This is a genomic window from Tabrizicola sp. (assembly GCF_016793705.1).
In the GTDB taxonomy this organism is placed as follows: domain Bacteria; phylum Pseudomonadota; class Alphaproteobacteria; order Rhodobacterales; family Rhodobacteraceae; genus Tabrizicola.
In genome coordinates, this window is sequence record NZ_JAEULO010000039.1 from 102,132 (window position 1) to 125,070 (window position 22,939).

At 67.2% G+C, this 22,939-nt stretch carries 24 protein-coding genes; 19 read left to right on the top strand and 5 right to left on the bottom strand.

The features are described from left to right. Positions 1-54 precede the first annotated feature (54 nt). Both JNJ68_RS09330 and JNJ68_RS09335 read left to right on the top strand, forming a co-directional pair. Positions 55-978 carry a sulfite exporter TauE/SafE family protein gene (locus tag JNJ68_RS09330; RefSeq protein WP_294981774.1) on the top strand — a complete coding sequence of 308 codons (924 nt, stop codon included), beginning with the start codon at positions 55-57 and terminating at the stop codon, positions 976-978. Further along, entirely contained in the window at positions 975-1,733 is a 759-nt protein-coding gene (locus tag JNJ68_RS09335) for a TIGR02186 family protein (RefSeq protein WP_294981776.1), read from the top strand. The genes JNJ68_RS09330 and JNJ68_RS09335 overlap by 4 nt, the downstream gene beginning before the upstream one ends. Here the strand turns inward: JNJ68_RS09335 and JNJ68_RS09340 are convergent, their stop codons facing one another. Together JNJ68_RS09340 and JNJ68_RS09345 are read right to left on the bottom strand one after the other, a co-directional pair. Beyond that, positions 1,734-2,213 (bottom strand): VOC family protein, encoded by a 480-nt coding sequence (locus JNJ68_RS09340; protein ID WP_294981778.1) that lies wholly within the window; start codon positions 2,211-2,213, stop codon positions 1,734-1,736. Between the two features lie 99 nt (positions 2,214-2,312). Further along, entirely contained in the window at positions 2,313-2,651 is a 339-nt protein-coding gene (locus JNJ68_RS09345; RefSeq protein WP_294981779.1) for an accessory factor UbiK family protein, read from the bottom strand. A 47-nt stretch (positions 2,652-2,698) separates the two neighbouring features. Between JNJ68_RS09345 and lgt the strand changes: the two genes are divergently transcribed. The 4 genes from lgt (at position 2,699) to JNJ68_RS09365 (ending at position 5,686) form a co-directional block, all read left to right on the top strand. Further along, positions 2,699-3,568: a prolipoprotein diacylglyceryl transferase gene (gene lgt, locus JNJ68_RS09350; protein ID WP_294981781.1), complete on the top strand. Its 870-nt coding sequence runs from the start codon at positions 2,699-2,701 to the stop codon at positions 3,566-3,568. Beyond that, complete coding sequence (locus JNJ68_RS09355; protein WP_294981783.1) at positions 3,565-4,617, top strand: SAM-dependent methyltransferase; 1,053 nt, start codon at positions 3,565-3,567, stop codon at positions 4,615-4,617. The genes lgt and JNJ68_RS09355 overlap by 4 nt, the downstream gene beginning before the upstream one ends. Beyond that, positions 4,617-5,375: a peptidoglycan editing factor PgeF gene (gene pgeF, locus JNJ68_RS09360; RefSeq protein ID WP_294981785.1), complete on the top strand. Its 759-nt coding sequence runs from the start codon at positions 4,617-4,619 to the stop codon at positions 5,373-5,375. Before JNJ68_RS09355 ends, pgeF begins: the two co-directional genes overlap by 1 nt. 113 nt (positions 5,376-5,488) lie before the next feature. Then, on the top strand, positions 5,489-5,686 hold the full coding sequence (locus JNJ68_RS09365; protein WP_294981787.1) for a hypothetical protein: 198 nt from the start codon (positions 5,489-5,491) through the stop codon (positions 5,684-5,686). A 114-nt stretch (positions 5,687-5,800) separates the two neighbouring features. Here JNJ68_RS09365 and JNJ68_RS09370 read toward each other — a convergent pair whose 3' ends face one another. Then, on the bottom strand, positions 5,801-6,301 hold the full coding sequence (locus tag JNJ68_RS09370; RefSeq protein WP_294981789.1) for an Lrp/AsnC family transcriptional regulator: 501 nt from the start codon (positions 6,299-6,301) through the stop codon (positions 5,801-5,803). Positions 6,302-6,468: 167 nt separating this feature from the next. Between JNJ68_RS09370 and trxB the strand changes: the two genes are divergently transcribed. The 5 genes from trxB to JNJ68_RS09395 all read left to right on the top strand — a co-directional run bounded on the left by trxB (position 6,469) and on the right by JNJ68_RS09395 (position 10,650). Beyond that, positions 6,469-7,407, top strand: coding sequence for a thioredoxin-disulfide reductase (gene trxB, locus JNJ68_RS09375; protein ID WP_294981919.1), 939 nt, complete (start codon positions 6,469-6,471; stop codon positions 7,405-7,407). A 135-nt stretch (positions 7,408-7,542) separates the two neighbouring features. Then, positions 7,543-8,307: an SDR family oxidoreductase gene (locus JNJ68_RS09380; RefSeq protein ID WP_294981791.1), complete on the top strand. Its 765-nt coding sequence runs from the start codon at positions 7,543-7,545 to the stop codon at positions 8,305-8,307. After that, positions 8,304-9,215, top strand: a complete 912-nt coding sequence (locus tag JNJ68_RS09385; RefSeq protein ID WP_294981793.1) for a 2-dehydro-3-deoxygalactonokinase — start codon at positions 8,304-8,306, stop codon at positions 9,213-9,215. The genes JNJ68_RS09380 and JNJ68_RS09385 overlap by 4 nt, the downstream gene beginning before the upstream one ends. After that, the gene (locus JNJ68_RS09390; protein WP_294981795.1) at positions 9,212-9,817 is read left to right on the top strand and encodes a 2-dehydro-3-deoxy-6-phosphogalactonate aldolase; all 606 of its coding nucleotides are present in this window, start codon (positions 9,212-9,214) and stop codon (positions 9,815-9,817) included. The genes JNJ68_RS09385 and JNJ68_RS09390 overlap by 4 nt, the downstream gene beginning before the upstream one ends. Beyond that, positions 9,814-10,650 (top strand): SMP-30/gluconolactonase/LRE family protein, encoded by an 837-nt coding sequence (locus JNJ68_RS09395; RefSeq protein ID WP_294981796.1) that lies wholly within the window; start codon positions 9,814-9,816, stop codon positions 10,648-10,650. Before JNJ68_RS09390 ends, JNJ68_RS09395 begins: the two co-directional genes overlap by 4 nt. A 113-nt stretch (positions 10,651-10,763) precedes the next feature. Here the strand turns inward: JNJ68_RS09395 and JNJ68_RS09400 are convergent, their stop codons facing one another. Further along, positions 10,764-12,374: an alpha-amylase family glycosyl hydrolase gene (locus JNJ68_RS09400; protein WP_294981798.1), complete on the bottom strand. Its 1,611-nt coding sequence runs from the start codon at positions 12,372-12,374 to the stop codon at positions 10,764-10,766. A gap of 238 nt (positions 12,375-12,612) precedes the next feature. Between JNJ68_RS09400 and JNJ68_RS09405 the strand changes: the two genes are divergently transcribed. Next, positions 12,613-13,851: an MFS transporter gene (locus JNJ68_RS09405; RefSeq protein WP_294981800.1), complete on the top strand. Its 1,239-nt coding sequence runs from the start codon at positions 12,613-12,615 to the stop codon at positions 13,849-13,851. 24 nt (positions 13,852-13,875) lie between these two features. Here JNJ68_RS09405 and JNJ68_RS09410 read toward each other — a convergent pair whose 3' ends face one another. Next, positions 13,876-14,922: a DUF4424 family protein gene (locus JNJ68_RS09410; RefSeq protein ID WP_294981802.1), complete on the bottom strand. Its 1,047-nt coding sequence runs from the start codon at positions 14,920-14,922 to the stop codon at positions 13,876-13,878. Between the two features lie 166 nt (positions 14,923-15,088). On the opposite strand from JNJ68_RS09410, the gene JNJ68_RS09415 reads away from it, so the two are divergent. From JNJ68_RS09415 to JNJ68_RS09445, 7 genes are all read left to right on the top strand, one after another. After that, positions 15,089-16,258: an MFS transporter gene (locus JNJ68_RS09415; protein ID WP_294981804.1), complete on the top strand. Its 1,170-nt coding sequence runs from the start codon at positions 15,089-15,091 to the stop codon at positions 16,256-16,258. 90 nt (positions 16,259-16,348) lie between these two features. Continuing rightward, positions 16,349-17,371: an aspartate-semialdehyde dehydrogenase gene (locus tag JNJ68_RS09420; protein WP_294981806.1), complete on the top strand. Its 1,023-nt coding sequence runs from the start codon at positions 16,349-16,351 to the stop codon at positions 17,369-17,371. A 36-nt stretch (positions 17,372-17,407) separates the two neighbouring features. Beyond that, positions 17,408-17,842 carry a hypothetical protein gene (locus tag JNJ68_RS09425; protein WP_294981808.1) on the top strand — a complete coding sequence of 145 codons (435 nt, stop codon included), beginning with the start codon at positions 17,408-17,410 and terminating at the stop codon, positions 17,840-17,842. Positions 17,843-17,898: 56 nt separating this feature from the next. Then, positions 17,899-18,723, top strand: coding sequence for an aldo/keto reductase (locus JNJ68_RS09430; protein ID WP_294981809.1), 825 nt, complete (start codon positions 17,899-17,901; stop codon positions 18,721-18,723). A gap of 101 nt (positions 18,724-18,824) precedes the next feature. Continuing rightward, the gene (locus tag JNJ68_RS09435; RefSeq protein ID WP_294981811.1) at positions 18,825-20,456 is read left to right on the top strand and encodes a DUF4139 domain-containing protein; all 1,632 of its coding nucleotides are present in this window, start codon (positions 18,825-18,827) and stop codon (positions 20,454-20,456) included. A gap of 221 nt (positions 20,457-20,677) precedes the next feature. Further along, a complete protein-coding gene (locus tag JNJ68_RS09440) occupies positions 20,678-21,067 on the top strand; it encodes a MerR family DNA-binding transcriptional regulator (protein WP_294981921.1) in 390 nt (129 codons plus the stop codon). A 48-nt stretch (positions 21,068-21,115) separates the two neighbouring features. Beyond that, complete coding sequence (locus JNJ68_RS09445; protein ID WP_294981813.1) at positions 21,116-22,888, top strand: acyl-CoA dehydrogenase C-terminal domain-containing protein; 1,773 nt, start codon at positions 21,116-21,118, stop codon at positions 22,886-22,888. Positions 22,889-22,939 lie beyond the last annotated feature (51 nt).

Here is a 22,939-nt window from a genome sequence, read left to right on the forward strand (position 1 = left end):
GGCGCGCAAGCGTTTGATCGTCCCGCCGCTTTTGCCCCCGATTGGGCCGCCTTGATGCAGCTTTATCTCCCCATCGCCGAGGTCTCGGTCAACGCCTTCCTCATCCTCGGGCTGGGGGGCATCGTCGGGTTCCTCTCGGGCATGTTCGGGGTCGGCGGCGGCTTCCTGATCACGCCGCTTCTCTTCTTCATCGGCGTTCCCCCGGCGGTCGCCGTGGCCACCGGCGCGAACCAGGTCGTCGCCTCCTCGGTCTCGGGCGTGCTGGCGCAGCTTCGGCGCAAGGGAGTGGATTTCCACATGGGTACCGTCCTTCTCCTGGGCGGGTTCGTCGGGTCGGCCATCGGGGTCTGGGTCTTCGCCTGGATGCAGCGGCTGGGCCAGGTCGACCTGTTTGTGCAGCTGTCCTACGTGCTGTTCCTGGGGCTGATCGGCGCGATGATGTTCCAGGAAAGCCTGCGCAGCCTTCTGCGCTCGCGTCAGGCCGGCGGCGCGCCGATCCGGCGAGCGCATGTGCATTCCTGGGTCCACGGCCTGCCCTTCAAGATGAAGTTCCGCGCGAGCGGGCTTTACATCAGCGTGATCCCACCGGCGCTGATCGGGGCCGCGGTGGGCTTCCTGGCCGCGATCATGGGGGTGGGCGGCGGCTTCATCCTGGTGCCCGCGATGATCTACCTCTTGGGGATGCCGACCAAGGTGGTGATCGGCACCTCGCTGTTCCAGATCATCTTCGTCACCGGCTTCACGACGGTGATGCATGCGGTGAACAGCCAGACCGTCGACATGATGCTGGCGCTGCTCCTGATCCTTGGGGGCGTGATCGGCGCGCAGATCGGGACTCGGGTCGGCGTGCGGCTCAAGGCCGAACAGCTGCGGATCCTGCTGTCGCTTCTGGTTCTGACCGTCGCTCTGCGCATCGCGGTCGATCTGCTGGTCACGCCGGACGAGCTGTACTCCGTCTCGCCGGTGGTCCTGCCATGATCCGAGCGCTGGCCCTTCTGGTTGCGCTGGCCCTGCCCGCCGCTGCGCAAGAGGTCATCGTCTCGGGGATGAGCCAGAACCGCGTCTCGATCACCGCCGATTTCGACGGATCGGAGATCCTGATCTACGGCGCGGTCAAGCGCGACGCCCCCGCACCTGAAGGCGGTCCGATGGAAGTGATCGTCACCGTCGAGGGGCCCGCCACCCCCGTCGCCGTCCGCCGCAAGGGCAGGGTCGCGGGGATCTGGGTCAACAATGCCTCGGTGATGATCGACAGCGCGCCCAGCTTCTACGCCGTCGCCACCACCGGCCCGCTGAGCCACATCCTGTCCGACATCGACAACCTGCGCTACGGCATCACCATCGAGCGGGTGATCCGCGCCATCGGCATCTCGGCCGAAGCCGACCAGTCGGGCGAGTTCATCCTGGCGCTCCTGCGGGTCCGCACCAACGAGGGGCGCTATCGCATCCTGGAGGGCAAGGTCGAGCTGACCGAGGACACGCTCTTCCGCACCGATGTCGAGCTGCCCGCCAACCTGACCGAGGGCGAATACAAGGTCCGCCTGTTCCTCTTGCGCGACAAGCGGGTGGTGGCCAGCCAGGAGAGGCTGATCGGCGTGCGGAAGGAGGGGCTGGAGCGCTTCGTCTTCAACCTCGCGAAACAGCAGCCGCTGGTCTACGGCCTCGTCTCGCTGGTGCTGGCCGCCGTGGCGGGATGGGGCGCCTCGGCGGCCTTCCGGCTGCTCAGGGCGTGATCAGTCGGCTTCGGCCAACAGCGCCTGCACATCCAGCCGCTTCGTGATCATCGCCAGCGATCCATCCGCGGCGCGGGGCCAGTCGGCTTCGGGGCGGTCGCGGTAAAGCTCTACGCCGTTGCCGTCGGGATCGTCGAGGTAAAGCGCCTCGGACACACCGTGATCGGTGGCCCCGGTCAGGGGATAGCCCGCCTCGACCAGCCGTTTCAGGACCTGGGCCAGGGCCTTGCGGTCGGGGAAGAGAAAGGCCGAATGGTAAAGCCCGGTATGGCCGGGCGGCGGCGGCGATCCGCCAAGGCTCTCCCAGGTGTTCAGGCCGATGTGGTGGTGATAGCCGCCCGCCGACAGGAAGGCCGCCTGCGAACCGTAGCGCTGGGTCACGTCGAAGCCGAGGATCCCGGAATAGAAGGCGATCGCCCGGTCGAGATCGGCGACCTTGAGATGGACATGGCCCACGCGGGTTTCGGGGTGGATGGACATAGGGGGCGCCTCGCACATCGGTTCGACGGCAATCTATGCGACCGGGCGCCGTCCTGCCACGCGGATTTCCGCACAGATCCGGTGCGGCAAGCGCGCCCGTCAGCCCTTCTTCTTCGCCAGCGCTGCCTCCAGCGCCGCGATCCGCGCCTCCAGCGCCGTGTTTTCCTCGCGTGCCTTCTGCGCCATGGCGCGGGCGGCGTCGAATTCCTCGCGGGTCACGAAGTCGCGGTCGGCCATCCATCGGTCGACGAAGCCCTTGAACGCCGTCTCGGCCTCGGTCTTGGCGCCCTGGGCCAAGCCCATCGCATTGGTCATGAGCTGGCTCATGTCGTCGAAGAACTTGTTGCGGGTCTGCATGGGCAACCTCCTGCGCTTCGCCCCTATATGGCCCCGCCCCGCCGCCGGGGCAAGGCGCAGGAGACGGGGCGCGGTTGACATCGCCTGCCCCGCCCGCGACAAGTGGTGCCATAGCCGAAAGGGCCCGCATGATCCCCTTCCCCGACATCTCGCCCAACGTCTTTTCGGTCACGCTCTTCGGCCGCGAATTCGCCCTGCGCTGGTATGCCTTGGCCTATATGGCGGGCCTCCTCTACGGCTGGTGGATCATCCTGCGCGCCATCCGCACCCCGCGCCTCTGGGCAGGCGAGCCGCCCTTGACCGCCGAGCAGGTGGAACGCTTCTTCACCTGGGCCGTCGTCGGCGTCATCCTCGGCGGGCGGCTTGGCTATGTGATCTTCTACGAACCTGCCGCCTTCCTCGCCGAGCCCTGGCGCATTCCCTACGTCTGGGAGGGCGGTATGTCCTTCCACGGCGGTTTCGCGGGCGTCGTGCTGGCGGGCATCTGGTTCTGCCGCCGCGAGAAGATCCCGATGCTGTCGATGGGCGACCTCCTCGCCGTCGCCGCTCCGGTGGGCCTTGGCCTGGGCCGCCTGTCGAACTTCGTCAACGCCGAGCTTTGGGGCCGCACCACCGACCTGCCCTGGGGCGTGGTCTTTCCCGGCGCCGCCGCCCAGACCTGCGCGCAACTGACCGGCGCCTGCGCACGGCACCCGAGCCAGCTGTATCAGGCGGCGCTGGAGGGGCTGCTCCTGCTGGCCGTGCTGACCTGGCTCGCCTTCCGTCGGGGCTGGTTCAAGCGCCCCGGCGCGCTGATGGGGCTGTTCCTTGTGGGCTACGGCGTCGCGCGCTTCCTGGTGGAATTCGTCCGCCAGCCCGACGCCCAATTCGTCTCGCCCGGCAATCCGGTCGGTCTGGCGCTGCATGTCGGCGGTTACGGTCTGACCATGGGCCAGCTTCTGTCGCTGCCGATGATTGTTGCCGGGCTGTGGTTCGTGCTTCGCGCCCGCGAGACATGACCCCCCTCGCCCGCCTGCTGGTCGAACGCATCCGCGAGACGGGGCCGATCACGGTGGCTGACTACATGGCCGAATGCCTGCTGCATCCGGTCCACGGCTACTACACCACCCGCGACCCGTTCGGCACGAAAGGGGACTTCACCACCGCACCCGAGATCAGCCAGATGTTCGGCGAGCTGGTCGGGCTCGCGCTGGCGCAGGCCTGGCTCGACCGGGGCTCGCCCGCGCCCTTCACGCTGGGCGAGCTGGGGCCGGGACGCGGCACGCTGATGGCTGACATCCTGCGGGCCACGCGGGGCGTTCCCGGCTTTCACCAAGCCGCGCAGGTCGTGCTGGTCGAGGCTTCGCCGCGCCTGCGCGAGATGCAGCACGCCAAACTCTGCGCCTACGAACCGAGCTGGATCGACCGCATCGGAGACCTGCCCGAGGCCCCCCTCTTCCTCATCGCCAACGAATTCCTTGACGCCCTGCCGATCCGCCAGTTCATCCGCGGCCCGCAGGGCTGGCGGGAACGGCTGATCGGCCTGCGTGACGAGGCCCTCACCTTCGGCCTCTCCGCCTCTCTGCCGCAGGTCCCCGAGACCGCCGCCTTCCGCCATGCACCCGATACGGCGCTGGTCGAGGACAATCTTGCCGCCCGCCATGCGATCGCCGAAGTCGCGACCCGCATCGCAAGGGCTGGCGGCATCGCCTACTGGATCGACTACGGCGGCTGGCGCTCGCAGGGCGACACGCTCCAGGCCATGCGCCAGCACCGGCCCGACGATCCGCTCGCTCACCCGGGGGAAGCCGACCTCACCGCCCATGTCGATTTCGAGCCTCTCGCGGCCCTCGCGCCCGCCTTTGCCTACGACACCCAAGGCGCGGTCCTGACCCGCCTCGGCATCGACGCCCGCGCCGAACGGCTGGCCTGCAACCTCACCGGCGCCGCACTGGAAAGCCACCGCGCTGCGCATCGGCGCTTGACCGATCCCTCGGAAATGGGTTCGCTGTTCAAGGTGCTTGCCCTCACCTCGCCCGGTGCCCCGCCACCCCCCGGATTCGCCTGATGCACTCCACGCTGGAAATCATCACCGCCGATGCCCTGGACGCCCGGCACGGCTTCTTCACCCGCAAGGGCGGGGCCTCTTCGGGCATCTTCGCAGGACTGAACTGTGGCACCGGATCGTCGGACCAGACCGAAATCGTCGCCATCAACCGCACCCGCGTGGCCGAGGCGATGGGCGTCGGGCCGGAGATGCTGGTCACGGTCCACCAGGTCCATTCGGCCAGGGCCCTGCCCGTGACCGGCCCGCTGTCGATCCGCCCCGAGGCCGATGCGCTGGTCACGGCGACTCCCGGCGTCCTTCTTGCCGTGCTGACCGCCGATTGCCAGCCCGTCCTCTTCGCCGACCCGCAGGCGAAGGTCGTCGGCGCGGCCCATGCCGGCTGGCGCGGCGCGGTGGACGGGGTACTGGAAGCCACGCTCGACGCGATGGAGGCCTTGGGGGCGCAGAGGTCGAACATCACCGCCATCATCGGCCCGACGATCAGCCAGGTGGCCTATGAGGTCGGCCCGGAATTCTTCGACCGCTTCCGCACCGAGGATGAGGACAGCACGCGCTTCTTCGCGAATGGCGAGGGCGACCGGATGCTCTTCGACCTGCCGGGCTATGGCCTTCACCGCCTGCGTGCTGCCGGGGTGAAACAGGCGGAATGGACCGGCCATTGCACCTACCGCGACCCCGCGCGGTTCTACTCCTTCCGCCGCACCACCCATGCGGGCGAGGCCGACTACGGGCGCCTCATCTCGACAATAAGGCTATAAGACGGCGAAATCCGGCATGAAAATGCTCCGATTGCTGCACGGTTCTTCCCCAACCCTGCCGCAATCTCGGGTCATCCCTTTCCCTGTCAGGTTGAATTGCGGTGGGGAAAGCGATGATCATCCAGATGAAGACCAAGCGCCGCTGGATTCTCTCCATCCTTGAAACCGTCGGCGACGGCGAAGACAGTCGCGTCGTCGCCCGCGCCAGCGCGCGCCAGACCTCGGGCCGCACCGCCATGGTCGCGGGGCAGAAGGGCTTTGCCATGCGGCTGAAGACCGCGACCCGCCAGGTCTCGGACGCCGCCCGCTAGGGCGTGACGAGCCTTGCTTCACTAGATCAAGTCTAAGAATTTTCTAGAAAATCCTTAGACTGCCGACAGAGCAGCAGGTCATTCCCGACAAGCGTCATTCTGTTATGGGACGGCTCAGGCGTTCTTCGCCAGCCGCGCTTCCAGCACGTCGAAGGGCAGACCGGGCTCGTCCTTGGCGCATCGGATGACAAGGCTGGTCTTCACATTGGCCACATGGTCGGCCTTCAGCAATTCCTCGGTCAGGAAGCTCTGGAAGGTCGACAGGTCGGGCGAGACGCATTTCAGGATGAAGTCGATCTCACCGTTCAGCATGTGACATTCGCGGACCAAGGGCCAGGCCCGGCAGCGCGCCTCGAAGGCGGCAAGGTCGGCCTCGGCCTGGCTCGACAGCCGCACCATCGCGAAGACCTGCACCTCGAAGCCCAGTTCCCGCGCGTTGATGTCGGCATGGTAGCCGCGGATGAAGCCCTGCTCCTCCAGGCCGCGCACCCGGCGCAGGCAGGGCGGGGCCGAGATGCCCACACGGCTTGCCAGCTCGACATTGGTCATCCGGCCATCGGCCTGCAATTCGGCCAGGATCTGCCGGTCGATGGGATCAAGCTTGTGCGCGGCCATGATGCCTCCAATCTCGCGCCTTACTTACGCGCGGGGGACTTCCTGCGCAATAATATTTCAACGCAGCGCAAGAAAACGATCCCTGTGCCCTTCGCAACCCCGCCATGCGGGGGCTTTCCGCCCCCATCGCGGAGGACTATATCGGGGGCCGGAAAACGGGGGACAGCATGGGCGAGACGCGGCATACCAAGGTTCTGATCATCGGCTCCGGCCCGGCGGGCTATACGGCGGCGGTCTATTCCGCCCGCGCGATGCTGGAGCCGCTGTTGATCCAGGGCCTGCAGCCCGGCGGCCAGCTGACCATCACCACCGAAGTGGAGAACTGGCCCGGTGACACGGAAGTGCAGGGCCCCGACCTGATGGTGCGGATGGAGGCACATGCCAAGGCGATGGGGGCTGAGGTGATCTCGGACTACATCACCAGCCTCGACCTCTCCAAGCGCCCCTTCACCGCGCAGGCAGACAGCGGCACCACCTATACCGCCGACGCGGTGATCCTCGCCACCGGGGCGCAGGCGAAGTGGCTGGGGCTGCCCAGCGAGGAGAAGTTCAAGGGCTTCGGCGTCTCGGCCTGCGCGACCTGCGACGGATTCTTCTACCGCGGGAAAGAGGTGGTGGTGATCGGCGGCGGCAACACGGCGGTGGAGGAGGCGCTGTTCCTCACCAACTTCGCCTCGAAGGTGACGGTCGTTCACCGCCGCGACAGTTTCCGGGCCGAAAGGATCCTGCAGGACCGGCTGTTCAAGAATCCGAAGATAACGGTGGTCTGGGACAGCGCGGTGACGGAGATTCTTGGGACCGAGGCTCCGCTGGGGGTCACCGGGGTGCGGGTCCAGAACATGAAGACCGGGGTGGAGAGCGAGATTCCCTGCGACGGCTTCTTCGTCGCCATCGGCCACGCGCCCTCGTCCGAGCTGGTGAAGGACCAGCTGCCGCTGCATTCCGGCGGCTATGTCGTGGTCGAGCCGGGGTCCACCCGCACTGCGACCCCCGGTGTCTTCGCGGCGGGGGACCTGACCGACCACATCTACCGCCAGGCCGTCACCAGCGCCGGAATGGGTTGCATGGCCGCGCTCGACGCCGAGAAATTCCTCGCGGGACAGTAAGCCGATGATCCGGGGCGCACGATGAATACTGCGCCCCGGAACGGAACCCCTTGACGCTGGTTGGTCACGGCGTCACCCATTCATCCTGTCGCCCGCAGCCGCACCCGGCAACCGGGGTCGCCGAAGGACCAGAGCATGACCGATGCCATCTTCCCCGACCTGCAGGGTCAATCCGTCTTCATCACCGGCGGCGGATCGGGCATCGGCGCGGCGCTGACCGAGGCCTTCCTGCGCCAGGGCGCGAAAGTCGCCTTCTGCCAGCGCTCGGACGCCACGCCCTTCTGCGACGCGATGGAACAGGCCACCGGCAACCGCCCGCTGTTCCTGCCCTGCGACATCGCCGTCACCGACCAGTTGCAGCTGACCCTGTCGACCGCCGCCAAGGCGCAGGGGCCGATCACCGTGCTGGTGAACAACGCGGCGAACGACCAGCGCCACGACACGCTGAAGACCGACGAGACCTTCTGGGACTGGTCCATCGACGTGAACCTGCGGTCCTATTTCTTCGCCTGCCAATCGGTGATCCCGGGCATGCGGGCGGCGGGCGGGGGGTCGATCATCAACTTCTCCTCGATCAGCTTCATGATGGCCGACAAGGGCTATGCCGCCTATATCACCGCCAATGCCGGGATCGTCGGCCTGACCCGGACGCTCGCCCGCGAATTCGGGCCGGACCGCATCCGCGTCAACGCCATCGCGCCCGGCTGGGTGCTGACCGAGCGGCAGAAAGAGCTTTGGGTCACCCCCGAAGCCCTTGCCAGCCATCTCACCCGGCAATGCCTGCCCGACCCGATCCAGCCCACCGACGTGGCGGGGTCGGTGCTGTTCCTCGCTTCCGATGCCGCGCGCATGATGACCTCGCAGACCCTGATCCTGGATGGAGGCTTCGTCTCCGGATGACCGACGCCCCGACCCCCGCCTGGATCGCCGTCGACTGGGGCACCTCGAACCTGCGCGCCTGGGCGATGGGCGCCGATGGCAACGTGCTGGCCGAGGCGGAGTCGGATGACGGCATGGGCAAGCTGGCCCCGGAGGGTTTCGAACCCGCGCTCCTGCGTCTGATCACCCCTTGGCTGGGGGGCAATCCCCCCATCCTCGCCTGCGGCATGGTCGGCAGCCGCCAGGGCTGGCGCGAGGCGCCCTATCGCGCCGTGCCCTGCACCCCGCTCGACCCCGCCGCGCTGATCGCCGCCGCCACCACCGACCCGCGCCTGAACGTCCGCATCGCCCCCGGCCTGATGCAGGCCGACCCCGCCGACGTGATGCGCGGCGAGGAAACCCAGATCGCCGGGGCGCTGCGCCTGATGCCGGGCTATGACGGCGTCCTCTGCCTGCCGGGCACCCATTCCAAATGGGCGCATGTCAGCGCGGGCGAGGTCGTCAGCTTCCAGACCTTCATGACGGGCGAACTCTTCGCGCTTCTGTCCACCGCCTCGGTCCTGCGCCACGGCATGCCGGGCGCGGGCTGGGACGAGGCCGCCTTCGACACCGCCGTCTCCGATGCGCTCTCCCGCCCCGAACGGCTGGGCGCGCGGCTTTTCTCCTTGCGGGCGCAGGGGCTGGTCGCGGGCCTGTCCCCCGCTGCCGCCCGCGCGCGGCTGTCCGGCCTCTTGATCGGGATGGAGCTTGCGGGCGCCAAACCCTACTGGCTGGGCCAGCGCGTCACCCTGATCGGGGCCGAGAAGCTGTCTGCCGCCTATGTCCGCGCGCTGGCGGCGCAGGGGGTCACAGCGCAGCGCCTGTCTGTCACCGACTGCACGCTTGCGGGCCTCGCCTCGCTTTCCCCCCAGACCGAGGGCGCCAGATGACCCACCGCAACCTGATTGCCATCCTGCGCGGGATCACCCCGCCCGAGGCCGCCCCCGCCGCCGGGGCGCTGGTCGCCGCCGGGATCACCCGGATCGAGGTGCCGCTGAACTCGCCCGACCCCTTCGACTCGATTGCCGCGATGGTCGCCGCCGTCCCGGGGGCCGAGATCGGCGCGGGCACCGTGCTGAGCGTGGCCGAGGTGGCGCAGGTGAAGGCCGCAGGTGGCACGCTCATCGTCTCGCCCAATGCCGACTCGGAGGTGATCGCCGCCACCCGTGCCGCCGGGATGGCCTCCTGGCCCGGGGTGATGACGCCGACCGAATGTTTCGCCGCCATCAAGGCCGGGGCGACGGGGCTGAAACTCTTCCCCGGCAACCTGCTCGGCCCCGAGGGGCTGAAGGCGATCCGCGCGGTCTTGCCGAAGGGCATGGCCGTCTACGCCGTAGGCGGTGCCGGACCGGCGAACTTCGCCGACTGGGCCCGCGCCGGGGCGGATGGCTTCGGCATCGGCACCGCGCTCTATACGCCCGGCCTGTCCACTTCTGAAATCGCCCGCAAAGCCGCCGCCATCGTCGCGGCCTATGACGAGGTCTTCCCATGATCTTCGACACTCGCGCCTGCGAATTGGGCGAAGGCCCGCTCTGGCACCCCCTGCGCGAGGAATTGTTCTGGTTCGACATCCTGAACCGGACCCTGCACTCGCAGAAGCAATCCTGGAGCTTTTCCGGATATGTCTCCGCCGCAGGCTGGATCTCCCGCGACGAACTGCTTCTTGCCAGCGAGACGGGGCTGATCCGCTTCGATCTCGTCACCGGCACCGAAAAGGCGGTCGCCGAAGCCGGAACCGCGGCCACCCGGTCGAACGATGGCCGCGCCGACCGGCAGGGCGGGTTCTGGTTCGGCACCATGGGCAAGAAGGCCGAAAAGGGCGTAGGCGCGATCTGGCGCTGGTATTGCGGCGAGCTGCGGCGGCTTTACGAAGGCGTGACGATCCCCAACGCGATCTGCTTCACCCCGGACGGCAGCGCCGCGCATTTCGGCGACACCGTGCTGGGCCGGGTGATGAAGGTCGCGCTCGATGCGCAGGGCTGGCCGAAGGGCGAGCCCGAAGCCTGGCTCGATCTCGCCCGCGCGGGGCTGAATCCGGACGGCGCTGTCATCGACGCCGAGGGCCGATTCTGGAATGCGCAATGGGGTGCGGGGCGGGTGGCCTGCTACGGTCCGGACGGAGTGTTCCTGCATGCGGTGGAAACCCCCGGCGCGCCGCATTCCTCGTGCCCGGCCTTCGGCGGGCCGGGGCTGACGACGCTTTACGTCACCACCGCGCTTGAGCATATGGATGCCGAGGCCCGCGCCCGCCATCCCGCCTCCGGTCAGCTTTTCGCCTTTCCCGGCACGGCGATGGGCCTGCCCGAGCCGCAGGTCATCCTTTAGCGTTCCAGCCGGATCGCCTGCCGGGTCGGCCGTCCAATCCTTAACCGTTCCTGAATGCCCGCGCGCAAGTCGTTGATTTCACTGGCGCGCAAAATCTGTCCACGCAGGACAGCTCAGTCCTGCACCGCCACCGTCCCCGTGACCGGCAGGAAAGCCGCCGCGTTCGGACCCAGTGTCAGCCGGTCGCCCTCCAGCACGGCGTGAAGCGACGGCCCGACCGGCGCCCCGACACCCGAAACCGTGATCGACAGTGCCACCGGCGACAGGTTGAACAGGCACAGAAGCGCGCCCTCCCCATCGCCCCTGACAAAGCCCAGCACCGGCTCGGGCAGGTCCAGGAACCGCGTCTTCCCCTCGCGCAGCGCCACCGACCCTTTCCGGAACGCGATCGCCGCCCGGTAATGTTCCAGCACCGATCCCTGCGCGCCCTCCTGCCCCGCGACATTCCGGGCAGCCTGTTCCGGCTTTACCGGCAGCCAGGGCTTGCCGGTGGTGAAGCCCGCGTTGGGCGAGCCATCCCAGACCATCGGTGTCCGGGTATTGTCCCGCCCGATGGGTTCGGGCCAGAAGTTGATGCCCTGCGGGTCGGTCAGTTCCTCGAAGTCCAGCGGCGTGTCGGTCTGGCCCAGCTCCTCGCCTTCCCAAAGGCAGATCGACCCCTCGAAGGCCAGAAGGAGCGACCCCGCCTGCTTCGCCACCGTCTCGGCGCTTTCACCATGCTTCGCCCAGCGGGTCGCGTGGCGGACGACATCGTGGTTGGAGAAGGCCCACATCGGCCAGCCGTCCGGAGCACCCTTGAAGAAGCCCTCCACCCGGTCGCGGAAGAAGCCGGCGTCGAAGTCATAGCCCATCAGCTCGAAGGAATAGCACTGATGCAGCCGCCCCGGCGCGGTGTATTCCCCCATCATCCGGATCGCATGGTGCTGCTCGCCCATCTCGCCCACCGAGGCCGCGCCGTATTCGTCCAGCAGCTTGCGGATGCGCTCCATCCAGAGCAGGTTCTCCGGCTGGTTCTTGGAGAAGATATGATACTGCATCCCGTAGGGATTGCCCTCGGGCTCGGCCTTCACCCGGTAATCCGCCGGATCGTCGCGGAACAGCGCATCCTGGAAAAAGTAGTTCACCGTGTCGAAGCGGAAGCCGTCCACCCCGCGCTTGAGCCAGAAGCGCATGCTCTCCAGCGCCCAGTCCTGCACCGCCGGATTGTGGTAGTTCAGGTCGGGCTGCGAGGTCAGGAAGTTGTGCAGGTAATACTGCTTGCGTCGCGCGTCCCACTGGAAGGCCGGGCCGCCGAAGACCGACAGCCAGTTGCAGGGCGGCATTCCGTCATGCTTCGGATCCGCCCAGACATACCAGTCGGCCTTCGGGTTCACCCGGTCCTTCCGGCTTTCGGCAAAGAACGGGTGCTGGTCGGAAGTGTGGCTCAGCACCTGGTCGATGATCACCTTCAGCCCCAACTCATGCGCGCGGGCGATCAATGCGTCGAAATCGGCCAGCGTGCCGAAGACCGGGTCGACGTCGCAATAGTCCGAGACGTCGTAGCCCATGTCCTTCATCGGGCTTTTGAAGAAGGGCGAGAGCCAGACCGCATCGACCCCCAGCGCGGCCAGATAGGGCAGGCGTCGGGTGATGCCGGGCAGGTCGCCCACCCCGTCGCCGTTCGAATCCTGGAACGACCGGGGATAGACCTGATAGGTCACAGCGCCACGCCACCAATCGGCCATTCCCGTCTCCCTTGCATCCGCGCCCGGCCCTTAACGGCGCCTTCACCTGGGTGAAAGCCGGAAGCGGTTTAGCCGGGCGCTGGCCTCCGATACTCCGCCGATCTGCGGCACATCCGCAACGAAATTCCGGAGCGCCGGGACGCGCAATCAGCATTCGTGGCTGTGACCATCACAATTCTCCATTTGACGCCGCTTCGCCACCGGCGCACCTTCCGCGCCCCGGCGCCCGGAGACCGACATGACCAAGACCTCGCTGATCACCCCCGTCCTGATCGCAGGCTGCGTGATCCTGATGATCTCCTTCGCCGTGAGGGCCAGTTTCGGGGTGTTCCAGATCCCCATCGCCGAGGAGTTTGGCTGGCTCCGGTCAGACTTCTCGCTGGCCATCGCGATCCAGAACCTGGCCTGGGGCATCGGCCAGCCGCTGTTCGGTGCCCTTGCGGAACGCTTCGGCGACCGCAGGGCGATCGTTGCCGGGGCGCTCCTCTATGCGGCGGGGCTCGTGCTCTCGGCCTATGCCGTCACGCCCGGTCAGCACCAGCTGCTGGCGATCCTGGTCGGCTTCGGGATCGCGGGGACGGGATTCGGGGTGATCCTTGCCATTGTCGGGCGGGCCTCGTCGGCGGAGAACCGGTCGATGGCACTGGGCATCGCGACCGCTGCCGGATCGGCCGGCCAGGTGTTCGGTGCGCCCACGGCGGAATGGCTGCTGCAAAGCTATCACTGGCAGACCGTGTTCATCATCTTCGCCGTGGTGATCCTGGCGACACTCGCCGCGCTGCCGTTCCTGCGCAGCCCGGCGCTGGCATCGAAGCAGGAGCTTGAGGAGAGCATGGGTCAGGTGCTGGTCCGCGCCTTCAAGGACCCGTCCTACACGCTGATCTTCCTTGGCTTCTTCTCCTGCGGCTATCAGCTCGCGTTCATCACCGCGCATTTCCCGGCCTTCGTGACCGAGCTTTGCTCGCCTATCGACGCAGGCGGCATCCTGGCCGACATCGGCATCACCACGACCTCGGCCCTTGGCGCGGTGTCGATCGCGGTGATCGGGCTTTTCAACATAGTCGGCACATTGACCGCCGGGTATCTGGGCAAGCGCTACACGAAAAAATACCTGCTGTTCGCCATCTACGTCGGCCGCACCATCGCCGCCGCCGCCTTCATCATGAATGACATCACCCCATTCTCGGTCCTGCTGTTCTCTGCCGTGATGGGATCGCTCTGGCTCGCGACGGTCCCGCTGACCTCGGGGCTCGTCGCGCATATCTACGGCATCCGCTACATGGGCACGCTTTACGGCGTGGTGTTCCTTTCCCACCAGATCGGCGGGTTCCTGGGAGTCTGGCTTGGAGGCCGGATGTATGACCTGAACGGCGACTACACGCTGGTCTGGTGGATCGGCGTCGGCGTCGGAGCCTTCTCGGCCATCGTCCACCTGCCGATCCGCGAGCGGGTGATGGCGGTGGGTCAGCCCGCCTGACAAAAACGGCTCCTCGACGCGCGGCTACTCCTGAGTCATCGGCTGCACGATCAATACCTCCAGGTCGCGCTCGGGCGTGTAGTTGGTCTTCTCGATGACGAAGGTCGTCGGGCCGGTCTTCCTCACCCCCTCGGCGCAGAGCGAGATGACGTTCTTCGGGTCGCCCTTGTCGAGCGTCATGGTGAACTTGCCGATCGGCCCGGCCCAGCTGTTCGCGGTGCGCAGGACGTAGGAGATGTTCCACGAGGTGCCGTAGTTGCCGAATTCGTCACCCTGCGGGTTCTTCAGCGCCTTGATCATCGCCTTCGAGGTGCCGGTGTCGATGCAGTACTGATCGACCAGATAGGTCTGGTAGTCCTCGGGCGGGTCGGTCCAGTAGAACAGCCCCCCGGGTGGGCGGTTGGTATAGGAGTGGCTGACTTTCACCGATTTCCCCGCGGGGAAGGTTTGCGTCCAGTGATACCGTGTCACGATGGACCATGCGCCCCAGACGTCGGGCGCGATGTCGTTGGCCGGATCTCCTGCGTAGTACTCCGCCAGCCCCAGCGCAGCGAGTTCGTTGCGCTTCTCTACCGGGAAGGAGAGCAGCACGTCGCGCACCGTCGCAAAGTCGAGCGTCAGGGGAATGCCCAGCCGCTCCAGATCGGCGGTCACGTCACGGCCGGGATCGTCATACTGCTTGGAGGGTGGGTTGGCCTCGTCATAGCCGTCCTCCAGCACCGCGATCCTGTCGATGGCGACAGTAACCGGCTGGCCGTCGACCGTCGCGGTGAAGCCCACGATATCGGGGCGGGTCAGGTCTTCCGGCAGGTTCATCATCGCCTCGTAACCCGACCAGACCGCGATGGGCGGCAGGGGGAAGATCACCTCGCCGGTCACGTCGGTATCGGTGGTGTTGCGGAAGACATAGTCCACCGCGATGGTGTCGAGCCCGATGAAAAGCCGCTCCTCCTCCATCGCGACGGCATCGGTCTGGCCGAAGGTGAGGCCGGTGGCGGAAAGCCCACCGAAGCCGTCGTTGGCGAGGGCGGGGCTCGCGAGGAGGAGGGCGGGGACGAGGAAACGGCACATGGGAACCTCCGGAGGGGACCCCTGCATCTGACGCCGGAAGCGGGAGTCCCGCAAGTCCGACCGGGACCGGAGTTTTCAAACTCCGGAGCGATTTCTTGAAGAAATCGGCCTTGCGGTCGGCGTCAGTGCTTGCCACAACCGGCAGATCCCCCCGAAAGGCCATCCCATGCGCATCGGCATCGCAGCCCTCGTTCTCGCCTATGTCCTGAGCCAGTTCTACCGTGCCTTCCTGGCCGTGATGACCCCGGTGCTGACCGAGGATCTGCACGTCACGGCGGCAGAGCTGGCTTCGGCCTCGGGCTGGTGGTTCCTGGCCTTCGCGGCCATGCAGGTGCCCATCGGCGGCTGGCTGGACCGGGTGGGGCCGCGTCTGACCGCCGGGGTGCTGATGGCGGTGGGCGCGGCGGGAGCGGTGCTTTTCGCGCAGGCGACGGGAGCGATGCAGATCAAGCTTGCCATGGCGCTGATCGGCATCGGCTGTGCGCCGGTGCTGATGGCGAACTATTTCATCTATGCCCGGCAGTTTTCCCCCGCCGTCTTCGGCACGTTGGCCGCGCTGACGCTCGGGGTGGGGACGCTGGGCAATGTCGCCTCGTCGCTGCCGCTGTCCTGGGCAGTCACGGCCTTCGGCTGGCGCGAGACGGTGATGGGCCTGGCCGCGATCACCGGGGTCGTGGCGCTGGCGATCCTGCTGCTGGTGCGCGACCCCGAGCGGCTGGACGGAGCGCGGAGCGGGTCGCTGTGGGAATTGCTGAAGATGCCGGTGCTCTGGCCGATCCTGATCATGATGACGGTCTGCTACACCCCCATCGCCGGGCTGCGGGGGCTCTGGATCGGGCCTTATTTTGCTGATGTCCACGGCGCGGACCAGCTGGAGATCGGGCGGGTCAGCCTGTGGATGGGGTTGGCGATGGTGGCGGGCAACTTCGCCTACGGACCGGTCGACCGCTGGCTCGGGCGGCGCAAGGCGCTGGTCGTCGCCGGAAACGCGGTGATGCTGGCCTGCCTGGTCGCGCTCTGGTGGTTCGCGGCGGCCCCGCCGGTGGTGGCTGTGGCGATCCTCGTCGCCGCCGGCTTCTTCGGCGCAAGCTTCCCCATCGTGCTGGCGCATGGCCGGTCCTTCGTGCCTGCGCATCTGACGGGCCGGGGGGTGACGCTTCTGAACCTTTTCGGCATCGCCCCCATCGGAATTGCCCAGATCGTCACCGGCCGCCTTCATGCCGCGACCGAAGCGACGCCGCCCGCAGCGCCCTATCAGGCGGTATTCCTGTTCTTCGCCGTCACCACGGCCATTGGTCTTTTCGTCTACCTCTGGTCACAGGACCGGCCGCACTGACGCGGGCCCCCACGAATCCGCTTTCCCCGGCGCGGGCCATGCGCTAACAGCCGCCCGTCCCCGACGGTGGGGACGGATAGGAGAACCCCGATGGGCTACAAGGTCGTCGTCGCGGGTGCCACGGGCAACGTGGGCCGCGAAATGCTGAACATCCTCGCCGAGCGCGAGTTCCCGGTGGACGAGATCGCGGCACTTGCGTCGCGCAAGTCCCTCGGCACCGAGGTCAGCTTCGGCGACAAGACTATCAAGACCAGGGACCTCGACACCTTCGACTTCACCGGCTGGGACATCGCGCTGTTCGCCGTGGGCTCCGAGGCGACCAAGGTCTATGCCCCCAAGGCCGCCGCCGCGGGCTGCGTGGTGATCGACAACTCCAGCCTCTACCGCTACGACCCCGAGATCCCGCTGATCGTGCCGGAAGTGAACGCCGATGCGATCCACGGCTATGCCAAGCGCAACATCATCGCCAACCCCAACTGCTCCACCGCGCAGATGGTGGTGGCGCTGAAGCCGCTGCATGACCGGGCGAAGATCACCCGCGTCGTGGTGTCGACCTACCAGTCCGTCTCGGGCGCCGGGAAGGAAGGCATGGACGAGCTGTGGAACCAGACCAAGGCGGTCTACAACCCGACCGACGAGGTTCCGCCGAAGAAGTTCTCCAAGCAGATCGCCTTCAACGTGATCCCGCATATCGACGTCTTCCTGGACTCGGGCGAGACCAAGGAAGAATGGAAGATGGTGGCCGAGACGAAGAAGATCCTCGATCCGAAGATCAAGGTCACGGCGACCTGCGTCCGGGTGCCGGTCTTCGTCGGCCATTCGGAAGCGATCAACATCGAGACCGAAGAGTTCCTCGACTGGCAGGAGGCGCAGGACATCCTGCGCGAGGCGCCGGGCGTCATGCTGGTGGATAAGCGCGAACCCGGCGGCTACATCACCCCCATCGAATGCGTCGGCGAGTTCGCGACCTATGTCAGCCGGGTGCGGCAGGATTCGACCATCGAGAACGGGCTGAACCTGTGGTGCGTCAGCGACAACCTGCGCAAGGGCGCGGCGCTGAACGCGGTGCAGATCGCGGAGCTTCTGGGGTCGAAGGTGCTGAAGAAGGGCTAAGGGTTTCTTAACCTTGCTACGGGAGGGTCTTGGCTTATGGCCGAGACCCTTTTTCATTGCGATGATGTGCTGTGGCGGCGGTTCCAGGCGCTGTGCAAGGCGCGGGACGAAACTCCGGGCGCCGTATTGCGTGACCTGATCCGCCTCGAGGTGAAGCGTCACGACAGCCGCAAAGCGAGGAGGAACGAAGTTCCCGACGAGCGGCTCCTCGTTCGCCTTCGGCTCCTCGTCGCAGAAGCGCTGGCGGTTTCCGGCACTTGGGGGCAGTTGCATCTGGCACTTGCCCAGCGGGGTTTGAAGTTCGTTCCGGCTGGCGGCGGACTTGTCCTGACGGACGCCGCCACCGGAAATACCCTCGCCAAGTCCAGTCAGGTCGGTCCCGCCTACCAGGACCTGGTACGTCGTTTCGGGCAAGGCTTTCCGGGCCATCCCCTGCCAGGCATTGCCATCCGGGCGCTGGCCCGGCCCTGAGCCCTTGCACTTGCCCGCCGCACGGGCTTTCCTGTCCACCCGGCAGGAGACCCCCGATGACCCAGATGCTTCCCCTGAACGACGGCCGCCATATCCCGCAACTGGGCTTCGGCCTCTGGCAGGTCCCCGCCGCCACGACGGCGGAAACCACCGCGACCGCCCTGAACCTCGGCTACCGGCTGGTCGACGGCGCGGCGATCTACGGCAACGAGGCAGGCCAGGGCGAGGGCATCCGCCGTTCCGGCCTGCCGCGTGAGCAGGTCTTCGTCACCACCAAGGTCTGGAACAGCGAGCAGGGTTTCGACAAGACCCTGCGTGCGGCAGAGGCCAGCCTGAAGCGGCTGGGTCTGACCCATGTCGATCTGCTGCTGATCCACTGGCCCTGCCCCAGGAAGGACCTCTACCTCGACACCTGGCGCGCGCTGATCCGGCTGCGCGAGGAGGGGCGCGCCACCTCCATCGGCGTGTCGAACTTCCAGGAGCCGCAGCTCACCCGCCTCATCGGCGAAACCGGCGTCACCCCGGTGCTGAATCAGGTGGAGATCAACCCGAGGCTCCAGCAACCGGCCCTCCGCGCCTTCCATGCGAAACACGGAATCGTCACCCAAAGCTGGACGCCGCTCGGCCAGGGGAAAAGCTTCGAGACCGCCCCCGTGCAGGCTGCCGTCCGCCGCACCGGCAAGAGCCCGGCGCAGGTGATCCTGCGCTGGCATCTCCAGATCGGCGCCGCGGTCATCCCGCGCTCGACCCGCGAGGCGGGGCTGCGCGAGAACCTGAACCTCTTCGACTTCGCCCTGACCGAAGCGGAGATGGCCGCCATCGCCACCCTGGACGAAGGCCAACGCTGCGGCCCCGATCCCGCGCGGTTCGAGATGGATTGACGCAAGCCGGAGCGAATTCCTTGGGACGGGTTTCCCGCCCTTGCCGCCCCTGCCGCGCCGGGCCTACCTTTCGCGCGACATCCAACCGAAAGGCCCCGCCGATGCGCGCGCTGATTGCCGTTCTTCTCGCCTCCACCGCCTTGCCCGCCTGCGCCGACACCATCGCAGCGACCAGCCGGATCACCGCCGTCACCGTCTACCCCGACGGCGCAAAGCTGACGCGCGAGGTCAGCTTCACCGCCCCCTCCGCCGGGCCGCATGAGTTGCTTGTCACCGACCTGCCCTATGACAGCGACCCGGGCCTCATCCGTCTTGCGCCCTCTGAAGGCCTGCAACTCGGGGCCTTCAACCTGCGCGCCGACCGCCTGCCCCCGCGCGAGGACCCGCTGACCGAGGCGCAGAAGGCTGCCAAAGCTCAGGTCGAGGCCGCCGAGGCCACCGCCGACCAGGCCCAGCTGGCGCTGGAGGCAGTCACGGCGAAGGTCGAGGCCGCCGAGGCGCAGGTGCGGTTCCTGTCCTCGTTCACCGGCGCGCTGCCGGACGGGGCCACGCCCGACACGATCAAGTCGATGGCGGCGATGATCGGCGCCGAGACGCTGGCGGCCCGGCAGGCCGCGCTGGCCGCCAAGGCCGAGTTGCCGCCCGTCCGCAAGGCCGTGACCGAGGCGCAGGACGCGCTGGCGAAAGCGCAGGCCGCCTATGACGCGCTGCCGTCCGCCGACATGGACTACACCGCGCTGTCGGTCGCTGTGAACGTCGCTGAAGCTGGCGAGCAGACCGTCACCGTCACGCAATATGTCGGCAATGCCAGCTGGAGGCCGGTCTACGACCTGAACCTGACCCGCGCGGGCGACGATGCGCTGGTGCTGAGCCGATCGGTCCTCGTGACGCAATACACGGGCGAGGACTGGGCGGGGGTTGCGCTGACACTGTCCTCTTCGCGACCTTCGGAGCAGGCCGCGCCATCGCAGCTCTGGCCTGAATTGCGCACCATCGGGCCAGAGGTGGAGGCTTACGATCTGGCGCGCAAGTCGGACATCGCGGGTGGTGTCATGGCCCAGGGCGAGGTCGTCGCCGAAGCCGCCCCCGCCCCCATCACGGCAGGCGCCGCGATGGAGGGCGACACCGTCGTCTACAACTACCCCGAGCCCGTCACCGTTGCGACCGGGGCCGAGGACCTGCGGCTGGCGCTCGACAGCCTGTCGTTCGCGCCGGTGATCGAGGCTGTCGCCGTTCCGCGTCTCGACAAGACCGCCTTCGTCATGGCGAGCTTCACCAACGCCAGCGACGAGCCGCTCTTGCCCGGTCAGGCCATGCTGTTCCGTGAGGGCGTGCTTGTCGGCTCCACCTGGCTGGACGTGATCGCGCCGGGGGTGGAAACCGACGTGGCCTTCGGCGCGCTGGAGACTGTGCGGGTCAAACGCGAGATGCCGAAGCGGGCCGAGGGCGAGACCGGGGTCTTCACCAGCGCCAACCAGCAAAGCGAAAGCGCGGTGATCACGGTCGAGAACACCGGGGACGAGGCCTGGCCGGTCCGCATCCTGGACCAGGTGCCCTACAGCGAGCAGGACGATCTGGAGATCGAGGTCTCCGCCTCGCCCGAGCCGACGGAAACCGACGTCGAGGGCCAGCGCGGCATCCTCGCCTGGGAGTTCGAGCTGGCGGCAGGGGGCAAGGAAACGATCACCCTGGAACAGGTTCTGACCTGGCCCGAGGGCATGGTCCTGCGCTGAACCGGGTGGCGGCGGCAGGACAAGGCCGGGCCGACGTGCCCGGCCTTCTGGCCGTTTCTCCCCCCGAAGTTGCCCGGATGGCCGTGACTTCACGTCAGCGCCTGATCTGACGTGACGTCACAGTGACGTTAGCGTCAACTGCTCTGGTAATCGTGGGGCCGGGCTCGCATCTGCCGCCGCACAGATGCAACCCAATAACGAGTGAGCCCATGAATACCGACATTCCGACCGACGTGATGACCATCCGCGAGATGTGCGAGGCCTATGAGGTGACGCCCCGCACGCTCCGGTACTACGAGGCCAAGGAACTGCTGACCCCGATCCGCATCGGGACACGGCGGCTTTTCACCCGGCGCGACCGGGCGCGGCTGGCGCTGATCCTGCGCGGAAAGCGCTTCGGCTTCAGCCTGGAGGATATCCGGCAGACGCTGGACCTCTACGATCGCGACGGCGGGCTGACTGCCCAGCGGCAGAAGGCCTACGATCTGGCCGTGAAGCGGCTGGCGGAAATGGAAACCCAGCGCGCCGAGCTGGACCTGGCCATTGCGGACCTGAAGGCCGAGCTGGCCGATGCCGAAGCCAAGGGTCTGGTGCCCCGGCGCGCGGCCTGAACGATCCGCGCCCGGCGCGCGGCACTGACAAGGGAAGAGGAAAAAGAGATGGCCAGCTACACCGCCCCCGTGAAGGACATGCAGTTCCTGCTGCACGACCTGCTCAAGATCAGCGAAGCCGACATTCCCGGCTATGCCGATCTGGAACAAAGCTTCACCGGGGCCGTGCTGGACGAGGCGGCGAAGGTCGCGCAGGACATCCTCACCCCCCTGAATGCCGTGGGCGACACCGAAGGCTGCCACCTGGAAAACGGCGTCGTTCGCACGCCGAAGGGCTTCAAGGAGGCGTTCCGCACGCTGTCCGAAGGCGGCTGGATGTCGCTGGACGCGGCACCGGACTATGGCGGACAGGGCCTGCCCTACCTGATGCACACGGTGGTGAACGAGACCTTCGTCTCGGCCAACATGGCCTTCAACATGTACCAGGGCCTGACCCACGGCGCCTATTCGGCGATCCTGGTGCACGGGACGGACGAGCAGAAGGCGAAATGGCTGCCGAAGCTTGTCACCTGCGAGTGGACCGGCACGATGAACCTGACCGAACCGCATTGCGGCACCGACCTCGGGCTTCTGCGCACCAAGGCCGAACCGCAGGCGGATGGGTCCTACAGGATCACCGGGCAGAAGATCTTCATCTCGGCGGGCGACCACGACATGGCCGAGAACATCGTGCACCTCGTGCTGGCGAAAGCGCCGGGCGGTGGTGAGGGGACGAGGGGCATCAGCCTCTTCATCGTGCCGAAGGTCATGGTGAACGCTGACGGTTCGCTCGGCGCCCGCAATGCCGTCTCGGTCGGCAAGGTCGAGGAGAAGATGGGCATCCACGGCAATGCCACCTGCGTGATGAACTATGACGGGGCGACCGGCTGGCTGTTGGGGGACCTCCACAAGGGCATGAAGGCCATGTTCACGATGATGAACGAGGCCCGCCTTGGCGTGGCGCTGCAGGGCTATGCCGTGGCCGAAGCGGCCTACCAGAACTCGCTCGCCTACGCGAAGGACCGGCTTCAGGGCCGTGCCGTGACCGGGGCGGAGAACCCCAAGGGCCCGGCGGATCCGCTGATCGTGCATCCCGACATCCGCCGCAACCTGATGGAGCAGAAGAGCTTTGTCGAAGGGGCCCGCGCGCTGACCTATTGGGGCGCGACTCTGATCGACCGGGCGCATCACGGCGATGCAGACGCGGACGGGCTGATCGGTCTTCTGACCCCGGTCCTGAAAGGCTTCCAGACCGACAAGGGTTTCGAGATGGCGGTGCAGGCCCAACAGATCTTTGGCGGGCACGGCTATATCGAGGAACAGGGTATGTCGCAGTTCGTGCGCGACGCCCGCATCGCCCAGATCTATGAAGGCGCGAACGGCGTGCAGGCGCTGGACCTGGTGGGCCGCAAGCTTGCAACCGATGGCGGCAAGCATGTGATGGCCTTCTTCGAGATGGTCAAGGCCGAGTGCAAGGCGCATGACGGCGACGAGCGGATGACGGGCTTTGTCGAACCGCTGAAGGCCGCGTCGAAGCAGATGCAGGCGGCGGGCATGTTCTTCATGCAGCAGGGCATGAAGAACCCCAATGCCGCGCTGGCCGGGTCCTATGACTTCATGCACCTGATGGGCCATGTCTGCCTGGGCCTGATGTGGACCCGGATGGCCAAGGCCGCCCATGCCGCGCTGGATGCGGGCGCGGGCGACCGTGCCTTCTATGAGGCGAAGGTCGCGACGGGCCGCTTCTACATGGCCCGCCAGCTTCCGGCCTGCGCCGCGCATCTGGCACGCATCGAAAGCGGTGCCGATCCTGTGATGGCACTCGCCGTCGAGGCGTTCTAGGCTTCGACCGACAGGCGGGCCTGACAGGGCAAAGTCCCGCAGGCCCTCCTG